Raw genomic sequence first — 19,493 nt, forward strand, 5'->3', positions numbered from 1 at the left:
CGGGAGAGCAGGAGTTAAATCACGCCTTGTGCCATCATGGCATCTGCCACTTTGCGAAATCCTGCAATATTTGCTCCTACCATTAAGTTTCCAGAGTGTCCATATTCGTCTGCTGTCTCCGTACACTGACGATAAATAGACTGCATCATTTGTTTCAGCTGATCATCTACTTCTTCAAATGTCCACGACATCCTTACACTGTTTTGCGCCATTTCCAGTGCTGAAACACCTACCCCGCCAGCATTCGCGGCTTTTGCTGGTGCAAACAGAATACCATGCTGTTCAAATACTTTGACGGCCTTAAGAGTGGACGGCATATTGGCCCCTTCTCCTACAGCAATGACCCCGTTTGCCACGAGCTGCTGTGCATGCGCTTCAGATATTTCATTTTGTGTCGCACATGGCAGTGCAATGTCACAAGGAAATGACCAAATTTGTTCGCAATCTTCAATCAATTCAGCATGCGGGTGAATGTCTATGTATGCCCCAATCCGCTGATTGTCGACTTCCTTCAGCTGCTTCACTGTCTCAAGTGAAATGCCTTGCGGGTCATAAATGGCTCCGCTTGAATCACTACAAGCAACAACCTTACCACCTAGCTCCACTACCTTTTCCATCGCATAAATAGACACATTACCCGAGCCGGAAACGACAACCGAACGCCCTTTAAATTGCAGCCCATGGGCTTTCAGCATTTCTTCCATAAAGTACACCAGTCCGTAGCCCGTTGCTTCTTTTCTCGCTAAGCTGCCGCCAAACCCCGGACTTTTCCCTGTGAGCACACCAGCCTCATAAGCACCGCGCATTTTTTTGTACTGGCCGAACATATAGCCAATTTCCCGTGCCCCTACGCCAATATCACCTGCTGGCACATCTTGATCAGGTCCAATATATCGGCTGAGTTCACTCATAAAGCTTTGAACAAAACGCATGATTTCTCCATCAGATTTCCCTTTTGGATCAAAATCTGATCCACCTTTCCCTCCGCCAATCGGCATACCAGTCAGTGCGTTTTTAAAGATTTGTTCAAACCCTAAAAACTTGATGATGCTGGCATTGACGGATGGGTGGAAACGAATGCCTCCTTTATAAGGACCGATGGCACTATTGAATTGAACCCTAAACCCTCTATTGACTTGGACTTTGCCCTCATCGTCTACCCATGGTACGCGAAACATAACAAGGCGCTCAGGCTCAATTAACCGTTCTAAAATGCCCTGTTTTTCATACTCTGGGTGCTTTGCAAAAACCGGGACGAGTGATTCCAGAATTTCTTTTACCGCTTGCTGGAATTCCTCTTCGCCTGGATTTCGCTTTTCCACCTCCTCTAACACACGGTGGATGTAACTTTGTGCTGTTTGTGCTGCTCGATCTAAGGTCAACATGTCTCATCTGCCTCCTTGTAGATATCTTCACACATTTATTTGTTAGATTTTCTAACGCATATTGAGATTAATTTAACACCAATTGTAAAATCTGATCAATATTGATAACAGATGAAAATGATGCCGAATTGAGATGGATCAAGCAGCAGCAGCTATCGTCTTTAAAAATGACCGCTAAAGGAATGACTATTGTGCTAGAAATGATCAATTGGACTTTACACGTCCCGCTTTATTTGACAAATAGATGAATCATGATCTATTTCTAGATGGTTTGAAAACGAAAAAAAGGCCAAAAGTTTGATGGAACGCGTTCAATCCTTTCGAAGATTCTCGCCTCTTTTTCGATCAGGTAATACGACACAAAGCCAATATAAAATTGAAGACGATGGGAAGTTAATTAAACCGACAATGCCCCAGAACCACTTATAGCGCCCTCTTTTTTTTGCATCCATAAACAAGAGAAATCCCTGTGCAAACAATAACGGCAATGCACACAATAAGATGATCATTTCCGTCTGACTCATAAAGACCCTCCTTTAATGTGTTGATATTCCTTGATTCCTACTACTACACAGAGCGGGATGCTCACCACCTGGAGAAGAATTAAGATCATAGGCAAATGGGTGATGGCAGCTGCAAAAAGTGCCAGAATGGTGAGACTAATGAGAACGTACGCAAGCATTTCTTGTTTAAAACGCCTTTTCTCTTTTTCCTTTGCCTGCTTTAGCATCATCATGACAGCCTGCTCACTTGGTTTTTTCACTTCAATCTGTTCATCTAGCTGCTGTAACTCTTCTTTTAAACGCTCGGTGAAACGATCTTCCTTCATAAGAACCACTCCTTTCGAATTTTCTTTAATCCATGATGAACCCTCGACTTCACAGTGCCTTCTCTCATACCGAGCATCGAAGCAATTTCTGGGTAAGTAAAGCCATAATAATAATGCAGAATAATCGGTGCTCTCTCCTGAGCCTTCAATTCATTTAAAGCATCCCACATCTCATGCCATGTGTGGCCCTTTTGCTGAACGTCCCATTTGAAGCGGCGTATGGCTTCTTGATTGGCCTTCCCTTCTCTCATTTGTTCACGTTTTCTTTTCTTCTGGTGATCTAAAAATTGTCTCGATGCAATGGAGATGAGCCATGTTGAAAATAAGGAATCTCCTCTAAATGAAGAAAGTTTCATGTACGCTTTCAGCATCGTCTCTTGCATGATTTCTTCTGCCAGCTCTTGTTGAAGGGTAAGCTTCATCATATACCGGTAAAGAAAGGAATAGTGCTGCCGATAAAGTGCTGTAAATGCGGCATCATCTCCCTGTTTTGCCCGCTCGATCAATAATGTCTCCTCTGTCTGCTCCAAACACGCCCCTCCTTCCTTTCTTTCTCTTATTTATGAGACGACACGGATGATAACATCGTTTAAAATAGATCCTATTTTTTTAAAATGTCTCCTTATCCCCCTGCTGATCCGGTCATCGGTTCGTTTTATATTCAATTTTTTCTTATGTAATGATTATGACATTTCTTTGTCTCTAACAAAATGACGCTTTCGTAATCATCTTGATTTTCCATAGAATGGAGAACCCCTTTCCCATAATCATGATGTCATCCCAATACCTATCGTCAATGGTCCTTGTCTCATTTAGATGAAAATGAAATAATCATCGCCTTAGTTTCCTAGAAAATCATGGAATACACAGCGCCAATTCTTAGCCGATGATACCTTTTTGCGTGCTATGCTCTTCCTACATTCCGAATGAGGCGATGCCGGCGAAAGAAGGAGGAGCGTTTGAATCGCAGCTTATTTTGGAAACGTTTACATTAAATCAAAATAGAATGGAGATGTTGATTTTGAAGAAAAAAGTTCCAATGTTAGCTGGTGTGTTAGCGGTTGGTCTCGTGACTTCATTATTTGCACCAAATGGGGAGGCAAACGCGGCAGCCAAATATCCAGAAAGTCCTTCGATTATGGCCAATTTTAATCAGCAAGGATTCTCCACATTGAATGGAGGCACAACAGGCGGTGAAGGCGGTAAAACAGTGACAGTAAAGACCGGAAATGAACTATTAGCCGCCCTCAAAACTAAAGGAACAAATGAAAAATTAAAAATCGTCGTAGACGGGACGATTACCCCTTCTAATACATCTGCAAATAAAATTGATGTCAAAGATACAAACAATGTCTCAATCGTTGGTAAAGGCACGAAAGGCGAATTTAACGGGATTGGCATTAAGGTATGGCGGGCCAATAACGTGATCATCCGCAACCTGAAAATTCACCACAGCAAAATCGGTGATAAGGACGCCATTGGAATCGAAGGCGGCTCTAAAAACGTCTGGGTCGACCATAATGAGCTCTACAACACATTGAACTCTGGGAAAGATGACTATGATGGGTTATTCGATGTGAAAAATGACTCTGATTACATTACGTTCTCATGGAACTATGTCCATGACAGCTGGAAAACGATGCTTATGGGCAGCTCCGATAACGATAACTACAACCGAAAAATCACGTTCCACAACAACCGTTTTGAAAACTTGAATTCACGTGTACCGTCTATGCGCTACGGGGAAGGTCATGTGTATAACAACTATTACAAAGGCATCCATACAACTGCAATCAACTCTCGTATGGGCGCGAAAATGAGAATTGAGCACAACGTATTTGAAAATACAAACAATGCCATCGGCAGCTGGGACAGCCGTCAAGTTGGTACATGGCATGTCATCAACAACTCTTATATTAACAGCACAGGCAGTCTGCCAACGTCTTCAACAGGTACGTACAACCCTCCTTATAACTACTCTTTGCTTAACGTGAACAATGTCAAATCAGAAGTGGTATCAAATGCTGGTGTTGGAAAAGTAAACCCTTAAATCACAAAACGTTCGGGCAGAGATCACCTGTCCGAACGTTCTTTTCATTCATTTTATTTATATTGTAGAAAACGGTCGATCCATCTCATATAGCCTTTGATAACGCTGGTTTTCTCTCAATAAATCCTGATGCTTCCCCTGCATCTCAATGTGTCCATCTTCAATAAACATGATGCGGTCACACGTCTCGCAGCCAGTCAGGTGATGGGTAATCCAAATGACAGTTTTTCCTTTTAACACACGGAAGATTGTTTGAAGCAATTCACGCTCTGCCTGAGGATCAAGTCCGACGGTTGGCTCATCTAATACCACAATCGGTGTGTTTTGCAGCAAGATCCGAGCTAACGCCATACGCTGTCTTTCTCCGCCTGAGAAACGAACTCCTGTCTCCTGTACACCTGTGTGATAGCCTTCTGGTAAAGATTCAATGTAATCGTGCAGCTGCACTTGTCTCGCCGCTTCTTTCACCTGCTCTTCTGTCGCGTCTGGGGATCCTAAGCGAATATTGTTTAAAACAGACGTATCGAATAAATAAGGCTGTTGATTGAGGACAGACACATAAGCTGACACGTTCTCTTGAATGCTTTGCACCGGTTTTCCCTGAATGCTGACAGCACCTTGATTTGGCACGACCGCCCCTTCTAACAATTTTAAAATGGTCGATTTGCCTGCACCGCTTTTTCCTAAGAGAGCGAGTGATTCTCCTTGCTTAAGCGAAAACGAAAGGTGCTTTAGCACGTGTTGATGCGCATCATATCCAAAGGACACTTGTTCAAAACAGACAGCTTGATCATGAGAAATGATTGACTGATCAACGAATTCCTTCTTAGATTCTCCTTCATACGACTGCTTTTCATAATGATGTAATCTGCTAACAGTATGCTGATAAACAGGAATGTCACCTGCCGCATCTGAAAGCGGAAGAAAGGCTTCTGTTAACGGAAACAGCACAAGCACAAAGGCCGCAATGAGCGTGTGCGGCATAGAACCTGACTGAACAACTGAGCCGCTCCAATACACCACAAGAACAACTGCTCCTCCAATAATCAGCTGCGCAAAAAATTGGCGCAGACGGATAAACCGGTGCTTGGCAGCTTCAAGCGCTAACAGCTGAGCTTCTTTCTGTTCATAGCCGTCAACAAAATCTTTCTGTCTGCCGCTAAACAGCCAGTCACTAACTCCCATGACGGCATCTGTTAAATGGCTGTACAGTTCATTTCTGCCTTTTTTCATTTGAATTTGTCTCGCCCGGTTCACAAGCAATGTGACGTATGGGAAAACAAATACGAGAAGTGCCATATAGAGCAGCATCAATCCAGCAAATGGCCATGAGAAAAGTCCAAGTGCCCCAATCGATGCTGCATATAAAAGCAGCGCACCGATGGATGGAAAGATTGTTTTTAAATACGCATCCTGTAACCTCTCCACATCTTCTGACAAGAGCCCAAGCATTTCCCCTGTACCAAGCTTCGTCTGTTTGGCACTTCGTTCAGCCATGTCATACAGACGCACCCGCATTTTTTCAATCATCGTCAAAATGAGCTGATGACTCGCCAGCCTTTCTGCATAACGAGCAGCAGAACGTGAAATACCAAAGGTGCGTACAGCCACGATTGGGACGTAGACCATCAATATATTCTCAGGTCTTGTGGCGGCTTTTGAAATCAGAAATCCCGAGGTATACATCAGCAGAGAAGCAGAGAACACCGCAATGCTTCCTAAAAAAAGCACCAAGACAAACAGCTTTTGATTGTCCTTGATATAAGGTATAAACCAGCCTTTACTGACCATGTGAGACCGCCCCCATTTGCTCCTGTACCAATTGATAGTACACACCTTTTCTTCGCATTAATGATTCATGTGTCCCCATTTCTGCAATGGTTCCATGATCCATGACAATGATCTCATCCATCTCCGGCATCCAATGCAGCCTATGTGTCGCTAAGAACACGAGCTTATCTTCAAACAGCGGAAGCATCGTTTCCTTCAATTCATACTCCGTCTCAATGTCGAGATGCGCCGTTGGTTCATCTAACAGCATAATCGACCGCTGGCCGAGAACAGCCCGAGCAAGCGCAATTCTTTGTGCCTGGCCGCCGCTTAGCCCTCTTCCCTGCTGTCCGATGACCTCATCCAGTCCATTTGGCAGCTGCGCTACAAGCTGAGATAACCCAGCCGCCTGCACAGCTCTTTCCACTTCTTCGTCTGTTGCATGTGGTTCATAAAAACGAATGTTTTCTCTTAATGTCATGTGAAATAAATAGGGGTGCTGCGGCATATAGACGACTTCCTTTTGCCATTCCTTCATCTGTAAATGAACAAGCGGATGGCCGTTTAGCGTCATTTGACCTGAAGACGGTTCAACAAAGCCGCCGAGGACATCGGTTAACGTCGATTTTCCTGAACCACTGGCACCAATGATTCCGATTCTTTTCTTTCCTTTGACAGTCAAATCCACATCCTGAATGGAATAAGGAGCATGTTCATCATGCAGGACACAAATATCTTGCAGCGTAAGCACAGCTTGTTCATTCCACTCGTTTAGCTGCACTGATTGTGTCTCCTGCGCATGGAAGCCCTTTTCATCTAAAATGACCTGAATGGCCTCATTCGCTTCTTTTCCATTTAACGTCGCATGATAATCATTTCCCACTTCACGTACTGGCAGGAAATATTCCGGAGCCAGCATAAGCGCCGTCAAAGCTGGCAATAACAGAAGTTCCCCTTCAATTAACCGCAGGCCAAGAAAGACAGCAACGGTCGCAATCGATAACATAGAAAAGAAATCGAGGGCAAACGATGAAAGAAATGCGACCTTCAGCGTGTTCATGGTCGCCTTTCGATATCGCTTTGACACCTCTGCGATATTACGGGAGTGCTTTTTGCTAATACCTAAGTAACGAAGCGTTTCAAGGCCGCGGAGCGAATCAGTAAAATGATTGGATAATTTCTCATACGATCTCCATTGTTTGGCCGCTTTACGCTGAGCAACAAGACCTAACAAAATCATAAAAACAATTAAAATCGGCAGCGTCACAATCAAAATGACGGCAGATGTTTCATCTAATGTCCAAACATAAACGAGGACCATCACCGGAATAACAGCCACGTTCACCATTTTCGGCAAAAACAGCTGTAAATATTGACGATATTGGACAATTCCCTCCATCGCTAATGTGACAAGCTTTCCTGTACCTTTTTTCTTTGTGAAAGCTGGACCTAAACGAAAGAGTTGGTCTAACAGCTGTTTTCTGACGTCTGCTCCAATTCGGGAAGAGTAGGTAAACATGACCTTCTCCCGAATCAAGGTGAGACCGTGCCGCACCAGAAAGGCAGCAAGAAACAGCAGGACATAAGGCGTTGCCTGCGAGAGGGTTTTCCCGTCAAACAGCGTTGTAATGGCATGTGCCAGCCACTGTGCTTGGAAAATAATACTTGCTCCTTGGATGAGTGACACAATACCTAAGAGGGCAAGAAGCCCTCTCATTCCTTTTAATTGAAGCAAACGTTTATCCATTAGTAAGTCATTGGCTCCTTACCGCTTACACGTTTACGGAAGACGTAATAGCTCCAAATTTGATACCCAAGCACAAAGGGCAGCAAAGAAATGGCAACAATCGTCATGACCGTCAGTGAATAAGATCCGGATGCAGCGTTTTGAATGGTAAGATCAAACGCATGGTTGATCGAACTAATCATGACGCGCGGGAACAATGCAGTGAAAAGCATCGTCACTGTCACCATGATGCCAGCACCTGTGAATAGGAATGTCCAGCCATCACGTTCTTTTTTCATAAAGAATAGAGCCGCTACGTAACAAACCACAATCAGCACGGTTAAAGGAATGGTGATGATCGGGCGCACTGTGTAAATGTCTGTTTCCATGATGGACACACCGACAAATAGGACAAGCACTGGCAGCGCAATAAGCAGGACACGCTGACCAAGCTTTCTTGCACGGTCTCTTAAATCACCCTCTGTACGAAGTGTGACGAAAATCAATCCGTGCAGAAGGCAAAGAACCGTCACAGCTAACCCGCCAATCACTGAATAAAGGTTCACAAAATCCGTAAAACCAGCATACATATTCATGTCTTGATCAATTGGCATCCCGCGTAAAATACTTGTGAATAGCACACCGAGTAAAAACGGTGGCAGCAGACTGCCAAAGAAGATGACCCAGTCCCATGCTTTGATCCAAGAGGCTTTCTCAACCTTCCCTCGGAATTCAAAGGCGACCCCCCGCCCAATGAGCGCTAATAGGAGAACCGTAAACGGAATATAGTATCCGCTGAACATCGTGGCATACCAGTGAGGAAATGCAGCGAAAATAGCACCGCCAGCTGTAATCAGCCAAACCTCATTCGCATCCCAGAAAGGACCAATCGTATTGATTAAAATGCGGCGCTCATGCGCATCCTTTCCAAGCAGCTGCATGGACATCCCTACACCAAAATCAAATCCTTCTAAGAAGAAAAACCCAACAAACAATACTGCGACAAGAATAAACCAAATCTCGTTAAGATATGCCATGATATGCGCCTCCATCAAATGGATCTGTAGACAGGTCCGTTTCATCCTTTTGATCTGTATCCTCTTCAGAATGTGCACCTTTTTTAATTTCTCGAATGAATAAGTAGGCAAGCAAGATTGCAAGAATCAGATAAATGGTCGTAAAGCTAATGACTGAGAATAATAGCATGCCATAGGATACGTTTGGTGAAATCGATTGAGCGGTCGTCATCATGCCAAAGACGGTCCAAGGCTGACGCCCGATTTCGGTCATAATCCAGCCGGCTGAGTTTGCAATAAACGGGAACGCAATCATCCAAACCATGAAGCGTAAATACCATTTGTTTGATTCAAGTTTCTTTCTAAAGCTCAAGTACAAGCCAATCATACTAGCAAAAATCATAAGCATTCCCGCACCGACCATGATTCTAAAGCTCCAGAACGTTGTTTTCACTGGAGGAATGTAGTCTCCTGGGCCAAACTTTGCTTCATATTCTTTTTGAAGTGTCAGCATACCTGGAACATCTCCACTGAACTTCGAATAAGCCAAATAACTTAAAGCAAACGGAATGTTGATTTCTGCAGAGTTTTCTTTTTTATCTGTGTCAATGTTGGCAAATAGTGTCCAAGCCGCTGGATCTCCACTATCCTTCCAAAGGGCTTCACTTGCTGCCATCTTCATCGGCTGTGATTTCATTAAATGCTTTGCTTGGTCATGTCCAGAGAACGCCACACCTAAGCCAGAAATTAAAGCGAGTACCATGGCAATCTGGAATGATTTTTTGAAAAAGGCGATTTCTTGTTTTTTGATCATTTTATAGGCACTAACACCTGCAATAAAGAAAGCACCTGTTGCCAGCGCACCGAACAGAACGTGCGGGAACTCTACCCAGAGCTGCGGATTCGTGACAAGAGCGCCAAAATCATTCATTTCTGCACGGCCATTTTTAATGACAAATCCAACTGGCTCCTGCATAAATGAGTTAGCTAGTAAAATCCAAAACGCCGAAAAGATCGTACCAAGGGAAACAAGCCAAATACACAATAAATGAATTTTCTTCGGCAGACGATCCCAGCCGAAAATCCAAAGTCCAATAAATGTAGATTCAAGGAAAAAGGCCAACAGTGCCTCAATGGCAAGCGGTGCACCAAAGACATCACCAACAAACCTTGAATAGTCAGACCAGTTCATCCCAAACTGGAATTCCTGCAGAATCCCTGTCACCACACCTACTGCAAAGTTAATTAAGAAAAGGTGACCCCAAAACTTCGCCATCTTTTTGTAGATGTCTTTTTTCTTCACTACATAAAGGGTCTGCATCAATGCGACGATAAACACCAAACCTATAGACATAGGAACAAAAATAAAATGTAATAATGTCGTTGAAGCAAATTGAAATCTTGCTAAAAACAGCTCACTCACAGCCTTACATCCTCCCTTACTTTCACATGCCGAATGATTCGAGATCTTTATGCTCACCATTTCACAAATATTTCACTACTTGTTCAATGGTTCACAATTAATAGCCTGTTTGAAACGGTTCACTCGGTGAAAATTTACTCTTGAATTTCATTCGGTTAGTTATTTATACCTGTACTTTACACCCATACGCTTCAAAAATAAAGTAAATTTTACCTAAAAATTGGGTGGTATTGTGTCAGTTGTTTGAATACTTTGTCAAAATTATGTGACGGAAAGAAAAAAACTGCAAAAAAAATAGCGCTGCACCTCGGCGGCAGCGCTGTAATGACATTTAGGCTTTTTTCTGTAAAGCTGGTCTTGTCACTTGTACTTCATAGTACGTAATTTTGTTTTTTAATAGTCCTTCAGGTTTCACTTTTCCATGAGCGTGCGCATCACCAAACGCCTGAGATTTTGTCCAGTTCACAAAATCCTCCTTACGGTTCCAGCGGGTATGAATGGTCACTTCATCATAATCTGTTGTCTGCTGTGTGACCCATACTTCCATGCCTAAAAACCCTTCCATGAATTCTACTTGTCCCTGCTTGTTAAATCGTTTGACGAGATGGTCGGCACTGCCTTTTTCTACTCTTACTTGGTTGTTTACAATGATCATGTTCTTTTCATCTCCCTTTTGTTGTTGGATCGAAGCGATTGGGATGATGAGCGGATGCTCTCCGTTCAAGTGAACCTCCGCCTGAATCCCAAAGACCTCTTTGAAAAAGTCTTCTGTTAATACTTCTGTTGGTGCCCCTATTTGATGCACGTGACCACGCTTCATCGCAATGAGGCGGTCACAATACTTTGCTGCCTGCTGCAGGTCATGAAGAACCATTAAAATGGTGATTCCATGCGTCTGATTCAGCTGTTTAAGCAGCTCTAATAATTCAAGCTGATGTGCAATATCTAAATAAGTTGTGGGCTCATCCAGAATAATGGTCTCTGTTTTCTGAGCAAGCGCCATCGCAATATACGCCTTTTGCCTTTCTCCACCTGACAATGTATGCAGCATCCTGTTTTCATTGCCGCGGCTGTTCGTCACATCAAGCGCCCACTCAATCGCTTCATGATCTGTCTTCGAGCTCTTTTTCCAGATCGAACGATGCGGACTCCGTCCAAGTGCGATCAGCTCACGCACTGTCATCGATGGGATGGCCGTTCTCGTCTGCATGAGAACAGCGATCTCCTTTGCAATTTCCTGCGCCGTCATCTCTTTTTGCGGTATATCGTGAATGTAAATCATGCCGCTTTCTATCGACGTGAGGCGTGCGGCCGCTTTGATAAAAGTCGACTTCCCTGACCCATTTGGTCCAATGATTCCGGTCACACTTCCCTTAGGAACAGCTGCTGAGATTGACGACAGCCGAAAGCCCCCTTGACTGAGACTCACGTCATCCATTGCAATCACATCCAACTTAACCCCTCCCTTTCTTTTTTAATAAATAGAGGAAGAAAGGTGCACCGATGCAGGCTAGCAATATACCGACAGGCAATTCAACCGGGGTAAACCAGACCCGTGCCGCTGTATCTGCAAAAACCACAAGTACGCCCCCGCCCAGCATCGAAATCGGCAGCAGATACCGGTAGTCATCTCCTATTAAAAGACGGATAAAATGAGGAACGACAAGCCCGACAAACCCAATTAAACCGCTCACGCTTACAGCCGCACCAGCTAAAAGCGCCGCCAGCGCAATTAAGAAAAATCGGGTTCGCTCTACTCTCAGGCCCAATAGCTGAGCCGATTCATCGCCAAGCAGGAGAAGATTTGCCGGCTTGATTGCAAAAAAACAAAGACACAACCCAGCCAGCGCATATGGCGACACAAAGCTAAGATGATGCCAGCTCCGCCCGTTTAATCCACCTGATAAAAAAGGCAGAACAGCCTGCACCCGCTCACTATAAAGCACCATAAACCCGTTCATGACCGCACCAAGCAGGGCATTGACTGCCACTCCCGCCAAAATCAATTTCAGCGGTGAAACGCCTTGGTCAAATGACAGCACATACACAACGAGTGCCGCTAATAAAGCGCCAAGAAAGGCTGCGGCTGGAAGCAAATACGTAAATTGCGGGAAAACAATCATGCTGAGTACAGCAGCTAAGCCCCCGCCGGCTGTGACACCAATGATGCCGGGGTCAGCGAGCGGATTTCGGACGACCCCTTGTAAAATCGCCCCGGATGCTGCGAGACAGGCCCCAACGATGAAACCAATCAGAACACGCGGCAGCCGTAAATCCATCACGATTTTTTCATGGACAGGCTGCCCTGATCCCGTCAAAGCAGCGATCAGATCCGGCAGCGATAATTGAATAGAACCTAATGCAAGTCCTAGACATGCGCCCACACCTAAAGCGAGAAGCAGTCCCGGTATAAGCCACTTTCGTCTAGACTGTCTTTTTTGAAAATCTAACTCGGCATTCATTTTCATGATGACAATCGCTTCAATCTCTTCTCTAGTTCATCAATCGCTCTTATCACTTCTGCGCCTGGATTCGTACCAAATAGATCACTAGGCAAAATCTCGACGTGTCCATTTTTGACAGCTGACACATCGTGCCATGCCGCATTCTGTTTCATTTCGCTCATAAAGCCCGCTTTCACATTTTCTGGATTGCTGTGTGTCATCAGCAGAATGAGATCAGGATCGGCTTCGATGACCTTTTCTGCATTGATTTGAGCGTATTGAGGGAATTTTTCGAGCGCCGGTTCATTCTCAGCAATGTTCGCACCCCCAGCGATGTGCAGCAAATCCCCGCTTAAGGAATGAGGAAGTGCCGCCATATATGTGCCGGGAGCACCGTACACAACGAGTGTTTTCACTTTTTTCTTAGGCGGCTTGACCTGCTTTTTCCGCTGATCGATTTGTTCATTGAGTGCTTTTGCCTTTTGCTGCTTTTCAAGCAAATCACCAAATAACGAAATTTGACGCTGAATATCCTTCACTGAATTGGCGCTTGTCAAAAGAAGCTGTGAACCAATTCCTTCTATCGTAGAGATGTCCTTACTGTTTAATTGTTCATTCCCAAGCACAACATCAGGCTTTAAACTCGTGAGCAGCTCTACATCATATTGATGCGTTGTGCCAATCGTTTGTACGGACTTTGCCTTCTGTAACTTGTCTGGTAACTCGGTCGTTGGACGGCCGACAACCTCACCGCCTAAGGCATAAATAATGCTCATGTCTCCAGTCGATAACGAGACAATACGCTGAGGTGATTCATCAAACGACAACGTTCTGCCGGCAAAATCCTTTATCTTCAGCGCTCCTTGCGTGCTCCCTTTCTCTACCGGTGCTGCTTGACTGCATCCTCCGAGGAGAAGCATCAAAACGAGTCCCGCCACGATCACATGTGAAAATTTCAACCGTCTGTCTCTCCTTTTCTAGTAAACTTTCTTTAGCTTTGCCTGTACCACGAGACGCCCGTTTTTAGGTGCAAGCACATGATCACAGGTCGATAAGGTGAGGATCAGGTCATCCGTGGACACGTCTGTCTTCGTTTGATAGATCGACTTCTTACGCACGGCTTGCAAGTAGTGCGCATATTCGCCAATATCCTGAAAATCGGTTTGAATATAATCGAAGTCAACCGTCGTTTCATACACAGCAAAAATCTCCGCTTCGTAGCTTTGATACAGCGTATCGTACTGAAATGTCCGGTGCTCATCGAAAAAATCCCTTTTTAGATAGTTTGTGAGTCCAGCGAACATTGATCCATCCCTCATCCGATGGCCATACACCACTGTATTTGGACTTTCATGTAAGACGTCGTTTCGATAATCCATAAAGATACTGCCTGCCCGGGTATCGTTCTTTAAATAATTGCGAGTTAAGTAGAATGCATTATCGCGTGATTGAACAATCGGGTATTGAATCATTGTGCCCTTCATATTGATCCAGCCGACAATGTCGTCATTCACCTTTCGCAGCTCATCAAATGACGTACGAATCTTTCCCGGTTCCCGCTTTTCATTCATTTCTTCTTGTCCATACATCGTCTGGGCCTTTGCAAGCACTTGACGATTTTGATAATAGCCGAAGAGTTCTAAGCCGATGGCCGTACCGCTATAAATGAATACACCTAAACAGACGATCGTCAGCATCCGCTGCCAAAGCCGTTTTCCTCGTTTCACACTGTCTCACCTGCTTTTTGCACAGCTTATATACCAACAGGCACGATGTACATCCCTGTTTCTGCATCCTGTCTAATCGTGACGGACACATGATAAATGTGCCGCACCATCTCTTCAGTTAACACATCGTTTGGCTGTCCTTCACTGATGATTTGTCCATCCTTCATCGCAATGATGACATCGCTGTAGCGAACAGCCTGATTCATATCGTGCAGCACCATGACAATCGTTAATCCATGCACAACATTGAGCTCTCGAATGAGCTCAAGAATGTCAAATTGATAGTAAATATCCAAATAAGTTGTCGGTTCATCTAGGAAAAGGATCGGTGTTTTTTGCGCAAGTGCCATTGCAATCCATACACGCTGCCGTTCCCCACCTGATAGTGAGGCGAGCGGCACTTTTCGTTTTTCCGTTAGCTTTGTACTGTACAGCGCCCACTCAATCGCTCTCTCATCCTCTTCCTTGTCACCCCCGCGCATCGTCTGGTACGGCGTTCTCCCAAATGCCACGACCCGTTCGATCGTTAAATCAAGCGGCGCTTCATTTTGCTGATGAACGACAGCGAGCTTTTTTGCCAGTTCCTTTGGCTTGAACGCACTCAGCTCTTGGCCATCTAAGTGAATCTGTCCTTTATTGGGACAATGATTATTCGCCATCAAGGAAAGCAGCGTGGATTTTCCCGAGCCATTTGGACCGATAATGGTTGTGATTTTCCCCTGTTCAATCTGTGTTGTGACCGATTGAACGATGCTCTTCTGCTGGTCATAGGAGAATGACACCTCACGAATGTCCATGGAGACGGTCCCCCCTTCTTAATAAAAAGATAAGAAACGGCCCGCCAATGACGGCCATGATCGTAGAAGCAGGGATTTCATTTGGTGCTACAAGCGTTCTGCCAAGCGTATCAGCTGTCAAAATGAGCAAAGCCCCACTTAACGCAGAAAATGGAATCAGTACCCGGTGATCCGAGCCGACAAGCCTTCTTGAAATGTGCGGAATGAGCAAGCCGACAAAGGCAATCACACCCGCTACCGCAGCTGTCACCGCTGCTAGTAAAACCGCAGTCATTGAAATCAAAAGGCGCATTCTGGTCACACGCAATCCTAAATTTTTCGCCGTCTTATCCTGAAGAGCCAAGAGGTTACACCATCTGCTAAAGAAAAGTGCAACGACAAGGCCAACGATGCCATAGACGCCAATTAAACGGACATCTCCCCACGTTTTCATCGTGAGATTCGACTGCCCTGACTGATTCATCGTGATATTGAAATAGCTGCAAATGGTAACAAATGCTTCTGCCATCCCTGTAAACATGGCATTGATGGCGATCCCAACCAAAATCATACGGATTGGGCTCAAACCACCCTTCCAAGACAGAACGTATACAAGAAAACATGCAATGCCCCCGCCTAATACCGAAAATAAAGGAGAGTAGAAATAAAATTGAGGAAGCGCTGTAATCGCCATTAAAGAAAAGAAGCTGGCTCCTGATGAAATACCAATGACACCGGCATCAGCTAATGGATTCCTCATGACCGACTGCAATAGTACACCGGAGACAGATAAGGCTGCCCCTGTAAACATCGCGATGAGCATGCGGGGGATTCTCAAATCTTTAATGATTTCTACCTGTGCATGTTGACCGGTGATGAGCCCTTCCAATAATTCAATCGGAGTGACATGAATACTCCCAGTAATGGCAGAATAAATAAAAACGCCAACCAGTAAGAGACTGACTATCAGAAATAAAATCCCTGTTTTTTTCATCTTGAACGTCCTTTTATCATTAAGATTCGCCGCTTATGACGGATACAACATACGTGTCAATTCCTCTAATGCCTCTGCTGCCTTTAAATTGCCTGTTGTCCCGAATAAGCTTTCTTCTAGGTCGTACACCCGGTCTTGTTTTACCGCGTTAAAATGCTTCCAGATGTCATTTGTTTTGAATTCTTGATCAAACATGCGGACGACTTCATCTGGCATCCCATGTGCGGCCCGGAGAATGATATCTGGATTGGCTTTTTGTAAATACTCTGTATTGGATGCCAAATACTCCATTTTTTCACCTTTGACAATGTTCTCTCCTCCTGCGATACGCACAAGATCACCGATATATGAATTCTCTGTCGCCACCAAATAACTGCCTGGTACACCAAGCAGAATCAGAACGGACGGTTTGCGCTTTCCCTTCGTCCTCTCTTGTATGTCTTTCTTTTTTTGTTCAAAGTCAGACACAATGCGTTTGGCTTGTTTCTTTCTGTCATACTGATCACCAAGCTTCGTGATGGCCTTCTCCATGTTGTCCAGGCTTTCAAGATTTAAGTATGTGGCAGGGACACCTGCTTGTTGAAAGGGTGTCTCTAAATCATATTGAAGGGTCGTGACAGACAGGACATCTGTCGGTTGAAGTGATTGGATGATTTCCATGTCCGGGCTCATTGGATTGCCGACTTCTGGCAGTCCTTTGTAACGAGCTGGCAAGGATTTTTGACTTGTTGGCACCCCGACAAGATCCACCTCTAAAGCATCCATGATCTCCACAGCAGCTACAGTCGTTGCCACAATCCGCGCATTTGATTCCGCGCTTTTCTTGCCTTTCGCTGAGCTTTCAGCCGACTGTGAGCACCCCGACAAGATCACGCACACACTTAAAGCAGCGATCAGGGAACGTGACATTCGATGCTTCAAAAACAGAAGCCTCCTTTCGAAAAAAGAGAGTGGATGCGCCGAGAGAAATGGCGCATCTCACTTAAAATAAACCATCTATCTTGCCTTAGTTTGATACTTTCTCACGAGCACGAATAACGACCCGCCGAATAAAAGAATATACACCCAGAGAAGAGAGGGATCTCCTGTTTTCGGATTCAGCTGGCCTGTCTCAGACTTGGTTTGGTCATCTGATGGCGTAAATGTCATCTGCTCTGCGCCCGTTTCCTCTGGTGCCAGATTCACAAGCTGATTCGTTTGAGAATCGTGATCATTTGGATTTTTGACAAAGCCGATACTCTCATCGTCTCCGATAACCGTGGCAATCCCGCTGCCTTCACCATGTGCGATTCCTTTCGTGTCATAGATAAGTTTGACATCGTACTGCTCATGGTAATTCGCAGCTGGAATGTCAATTTTCACACGTGCTGCCTGGTCACCTCTTAAACTTTTTGCTTCATATTGAATCACTCGTGTATCTGCTTTTTGATCTGTTTTTGCGACAAGAGTCTCTTCATATTTCCCGCCTGTCCCTACTTGGAAGGATGTGATGGCTGAGCTGTTCTTCACTGTATATGAAACGAAATGGCGGCCATTTTTCACCACCAATGTCGCAGGGCTCACGACGTAATCGTTCATACGAGAAGGCTCATCCTTGTCTGCTTTCTTCATTGAAAAAGGAAGCTTGTATACACCATCTTTTAGCTGAGCTGTCTCTTGACCAGCTCCACCGTTATTTGTTTCTGGTGCTGGTGTATTTGGTTTTGGTGTTTCTGGAGTGGCTGGTGTTTCTTCCTCTACCTGACCGTCCTTAAGTGGAGAGATACTCTTTGAATCAAATTGAAAACGAATATCGTAGGTTTGGTCATAATTAGCAGCTGCCACCACAATGTGTACTTTTCCTTTAACCGCTTTTTTCAAATCAGCCACATCAAATGAGACGACTCTTGTGTTCTTTGCTTGATCTGTGCTGACGGTCTTCACTTCTTGATAAGAGCCGTTTTTCTCTGTTTTCAAAGAAGCAACAGACGTATTGTCCTTCACCGTAAAGGAAATGGTTTGCTTTCCGTTTTTGACGGTTAAGGATGCAGGATGTGAGAAGTATTGGTTCATCCGAGATGCCTCGTCCTCATCCCCTTTTAGCACACTGTAATTGACACGATACACACCATCTTTTAATTGATTTTGCGCAGAATCATCTGGCTTTGTACCGTTTTGATCATCTGGTTTTGTTTCGTTATCGTCTGGCTTTGCAGGCGTGACGAGTGTTAGACTGCTTTGATCGAATGCGAGCTGTACGTCATACGCTTCGTCATAAATAAAACCGCCTAAATCCCAGTAAATTTTGACCCAGCCGTTTAATTTTGCTGATAAGTCGGCTACATCAAATTTGATCACACGTGTATTGGCTGTTTCATCCTCACTGACCGTTTCAGTGGTGACGAGAGCGCCATTTTGTTCGACCTTGAAATCTGTGATTTCTTTGCTTTGCTTCAGCGTGACATAGGCTGTCGTCTTGCCATTTTCCACGATCAGCTTAGCTGGCTTTTCTGTATAAGTATCCATCATGGACGCTTCTGTGCTGCCATTTTTTAAAATAGTGAATCCAACTGTGTATTCACCATCAACGAATGATGCCGCTTGAGCCGTTCCTTGAGGAATCTGAAACGCAGTCAACAAACTGAATAAAACGAGCAGAATGGCTGCCTTTAGATGAAAAAGACGTTTCAAAAGGTGACACTTCCTTCCGTTAATGCTTGATGATCCACTTTCTTGCTAAAAACCCGCCTGAACATAAGACAAGCACAAGGAGCCAACCCGTCTGGCTTGTATCACCAGTTTGCGGATTCTCTTCTTGTTTCGTATGAGTGGATGAATCAGATTTTTTGGTTGATTCCTTTGATGATTGCTGGCTTTCTGCTGCACCCGCTTTTTCGTTTGAGCTGTTAGAAGAAAGTGCCTTGATGCTGCTTTCATCGAATTTCAGCTGAATTGTATAATCATGATCATAGTCAGCAGATTTTACAGTGACATGAATTTTTGACTTGATTGGTTTAGACAAGCTCTGTGCTTGGAATTGAACGAGCCTTGTATTGGCTTTTTTATTCGTTGAAAGAACCGTTGTATCGACATAGCCCCCATTTCCCGGAACTTTAAATTCCGTCACCCAGCTGCTATTTTTAATGGTCATTTGCACTGTCAGCTTTCCATTTTTCAAGATCACTTTAGCCGGCTTCAGCCAGTAATCATTTGCCATTGAGACCGCATTTCCTTCAGCCTTCAGCACAGTATAGTTGACGGAGTATGTACCATCATTTAAAGAGGCAGCCTGTGCATTTGAAAAAGGCAGTATGAGTGCCAATAAAAAAGCGGCCATGAAGGCTGGCAGCCTTATCCATTTTTTCATCAAGCGA

General features: G+C 44.5%; 18 protein-coding genes. 1 reads left to right on the top strand and 17 read right to left on the bottom strand.

Annotation, left to right across the window (positions count from 1 at the left end; translation table 11 throughout):
* Nucleotides 1–14 precede the first annotated feature (14 nt).
* The 4 genes from gdhA to sigY all read right to left on the bottom strand — a co-directional run bounded on the left by gdhA (nucleotide 15) and on the right by sigY (nucleotide 2,744).
* Nucleotides 15–1,385 (bottom strand): NADP-specific glutamate dehydrogenase, encoded by a 1,371-nt coding sequence (gene gdhA / locus ACYH0L_RS17810; protein WP_482354190.1) that lies wholly within the window; start codon nucleotides 1,383–1,385, stop codon nucleotides 15–17.
* A 311-nt stretch (nucleotides 1,386–1,696) separates the two neighbouring features.
* Nucleotides 1,697–1,909: a hypothetical protein gene (locus tag ACYH0L_RS17815; protein ID WP_034321872.1), complete on the bottom strand. Its 213-nt coding sequence runs from the start codon at nucleotides 1,907–1,909 to the stop codon at nucleotides 1,697–1,699.
* A complete protein-coding gene (locus ACYH0L_RS17820) occupies nucleotides 1,906–2,214 on the bottom strand; it encodes a YxlC family protein (RefSeq protein ID WP_099727164.1) in 309 nt (102 codons plus the stop codon). The genes ACYH0L_RS17815 and ACYH0L_RS17820 overlap by 4 nt, the downstream gene beginning before the upstream one ends.
* Nucleotides 2,211–2,744, bottom strand: coding sequence for an RNA polymerase sigma factor SigY (gene sigY, locus ACYH0L_RS17825; protein WP_230031596.1), 534 nt, complete (start codon nucleotides 2,742–2,744; stop codon nucleotides 2,211–2,213). Before sigY ends, ACYH0L_RS17820 begins: the two co-directional genes overlap by 4 nt.
* Before the next feature lie 482 nt (nucleotides 2,745–3,226).
* Between sigY and ACYH0L_RS17830 the strand changes: the two genes are divergently transcribed.
* The gene (locus tag ACYH0L_RS17830; protein WP_268254884.1) at nucleotides 3,227–4,264 is read left to right on the top strand and encodes a pectate lyase family protein; all 1,038 of its coding nucleotides are present in this window, start codon (nucleotides 3,227–3,229) and stop codon (nucleotides 4,262–4,264) included.
* 57 nt (nucleotides 4,265–4,321) lie between these two features.
* Here the strand turns inward: ACYH0L_RS17830 and cydC are convergent, their stop codons facing one another.
* The 13 genes from cydC to isdC form a co-directional block, all read right to left on the bottom strand.
* Nucleotides 4,322–6,055, bottom strand: a complete 1,734-nt coding sequence (gene cydC, locus ACYH0L_RS17835) for a thiol reductant ABC exporter subunit CydC (RefSeq protein WP_482354191.1) — start codon at nucleotides 6,053–6,055, stop codon at nucleotides 4,322–4,324.
* A complete protein-coding gene (cydD, locus tag ACYH0L_RS17840; RefSeq protein ID WP_230031598.1) occupies nucleotides 6,045–7,781 on the bottom strand; it encodes a thiol reductant ABC exporter subunit CydD in 1,737 nt (578 codons plus the stop codon). The genes cydC and cydD overlap by 11 nt, the downstream gene beginning before the upstream one ends.
* Nucleotides 7,781–8,797 carry a cytochrome d ubiquinol oxidase subunit II gene (gene cydB, locus ACYH0L_RS17845; protein ID WP_099727168.1) on the bottom strand — a complete coding sequence of 339 codons (1,017 nt, stop codon included), beginning with the start codon at nucleotides 8,795–8,797 and terminating at the stop codon, nucleotides 7,781–7,783. Before cydB ends, cydD begins: the two co-directional genes overlap by 1 nt.
* Nucleotides 8,784–10,199, bottom strand: coding sequence for a cytochrome ubiquinol oxidase subunit I (locus ACYH0L_RS17850; RefSeq protein ID WP_482354192.1), 1,416 nt, complete (start codon nucleotides 10,197–10,199; stop codon nucleotides 8,784–8,786). The genes cydB and ACYH0L_RS17850 overlap by 14 nt, the downstream gene beginning before the upstream one ends.
* 331 nt (nucleotides 10,200–10,530) lie before the next feature.
* Complete coding sequence (isdG, locus tag ACYH0L_RS17855) at nucleotides 10,531–11,652, bottom strand: heme oxygenase (protein WP_482354193.1); 1,122 nt, start codon at nucleotides 11,650–11,652, stop codon at nucleotides 10,531–10,533.
* A 1-nt stretch (nucleotide 11,653) separates the two neighbouring features.
* Nucleotides 11,654–12,667, bottom strand: coding sequence for a FecCD family ABC transporter permease (locus ACYH0L_RS17860; RefSeq protein WP_482354194.1), 1,014 nt, complete (start codon nucleotides 12,665–12,667; stop codon nucleotides 11,654–11,656).
* Nucleotides 12,664–13,602 (bottom strand): ABC transporter substrate-binding protein, encoded by a 939-nt coding sequence (locus ACYH0L_RS17865; protein WP_482354195.1) that lies wholly within the window; start codon nucleotides 13,600–13,602, stop codon nucleotides 12,664–12,666. The genes ACYH0L_RS17860 and ACYH0L_RS17865 overlap by 4 nt, the downstream gene beginning before the upstream one ends.
* 18 nt (nucleotides 13,603–13,620) lie before the next feature.
* Entirely contained in the window at nucleotides 13,621–14,370 is a 750-nt protein-coding gene (gene srtB / locus ACYH0L_RS17870; RefSeq protein ID WP_099727173.1) for a class B sortase, read from the bottom strand.
* Nucleotides 14,371–14,396: 26 nt separating this feature from the next.
* On the bottom strand, nucleotides 14,397–15,167 hold the full coding sequence (locus ACYH0L_RS17875; protein ID WP_482354196.1) for an ABC transporter ATP-binding protein: 771 nt from the start codon (nucleotides 15,165–15,167) through the stop codon (nucleotides 14,397–14,399).
* Nucleotides 15,154–16,140, bottom strand: coding sequence for a FecCD family ABC transporter permease (locus ACYH0L_RS17880; protein WP_099727175.1), 987 nt, complete (start codon nucleotides 16,138–16,140; stop codon nucleotides 15,154–15,156). The genes ACYH0L_RS17875 and ACYH0L_RS17880 overlap by 14 nt, the downstream gene beginning before the upstream one ends.
* 33 nt (nucleotides 16,141–16,173) lie before the next feature.
* Nucleotides 16,174–17,061: a heme ABC transporter substrate-binding protein IsdE gene (isdE, locus tag ACYH0L_RS17885; RefSeq protein WP_099727176.1), complete on the bottom strand. Its 888-nt coding sequence runs from the start codon at nucleotides 17,059–17,061 to the stop codon at nucleotides 16,174–16,176.
* Between the two features lie 75 nt (nucleotides 17,062–17,136).
* The gene (locus tag ACYH0L_RS17890; RefSeq protein WP_482354197.1) at nucleotides 17,137–18,810 is read right to left on the bottom strand and encodes an NEAT domain-containing protein; all 1,674 of its coding nucleotides are present in this window, start codon (nucleotides 18,808–18,810) and stop codon (nucleotides 17,137–17,139) included.
* A gap of 19 nt (nucleotides 18,811–18,829) precedes the next feature.
* Nucleotides 18,830–19,486, bottom strand: coding sequence for a heme uptake protein IsdC (gene isdC / locus ACYH0L_RS17895; protein ID WP_482354198.1), 657 nt, complete (start codon nucleotides 19,484–19,486; stop codon nucleotides 18,830–18,832).
* Nucleotides 19,487–19,493 lie beyond the last annotated feature (7 nt).

This window comes from Bacillus sp. MC1252, assembly GCF_056838025.1.